A 281-nucleotide genomic window follows, 5' to 3' on the forward strand; every position below is an offset into this window, starting at 1 on the left:
CAGATTGCCGCGTCGCTGCGCTCCTCGCAAGGACATGTAGTGGGTCATGGCGAGCGGCTTTGCTCATGTCATCGCGAGCAAAGCGCGGCGATCTCGGTTTTGGCTGTTTTGTCATCGCGAGCAAAGCGTGGCGATCTCGGGGGTGTTTGCCGCCGCTGGTGCAGATTGCCGCGTCGCTGCGCTCCTCGCAAGGACATGTAGTGGGTCATGGCGAGCGGCTTTGCTCATGTCATCGCGAACGAAGCGTGGCGATCTCCGGGTTAGATTCTGTCATCGCGAGC

1 protein-coding gene is annotated in these 281 nt (G+C 60.9%); it reads left to right on the top strand.

What is annotated here, in order from left to right:
* Nucleotides 1-65: 65 nt before the first annotated feature.
* Nucleotides 66-281: hypothetical protein (locus RZA33_RS19445; protein ID WP_317509700.1), on the top strand; the 216-nt coding region annotated here is incomplete at its 3' end.

This window comes from Halovibrio sp. HP20-59 (genome assembly GCF_033052795.2).
Taxonomy (GTDB): Bacteria; Pseudomonadota; Gammaproteobacteria; order Pseudomonadales; family Halomonadaceae; genus Vreelandella.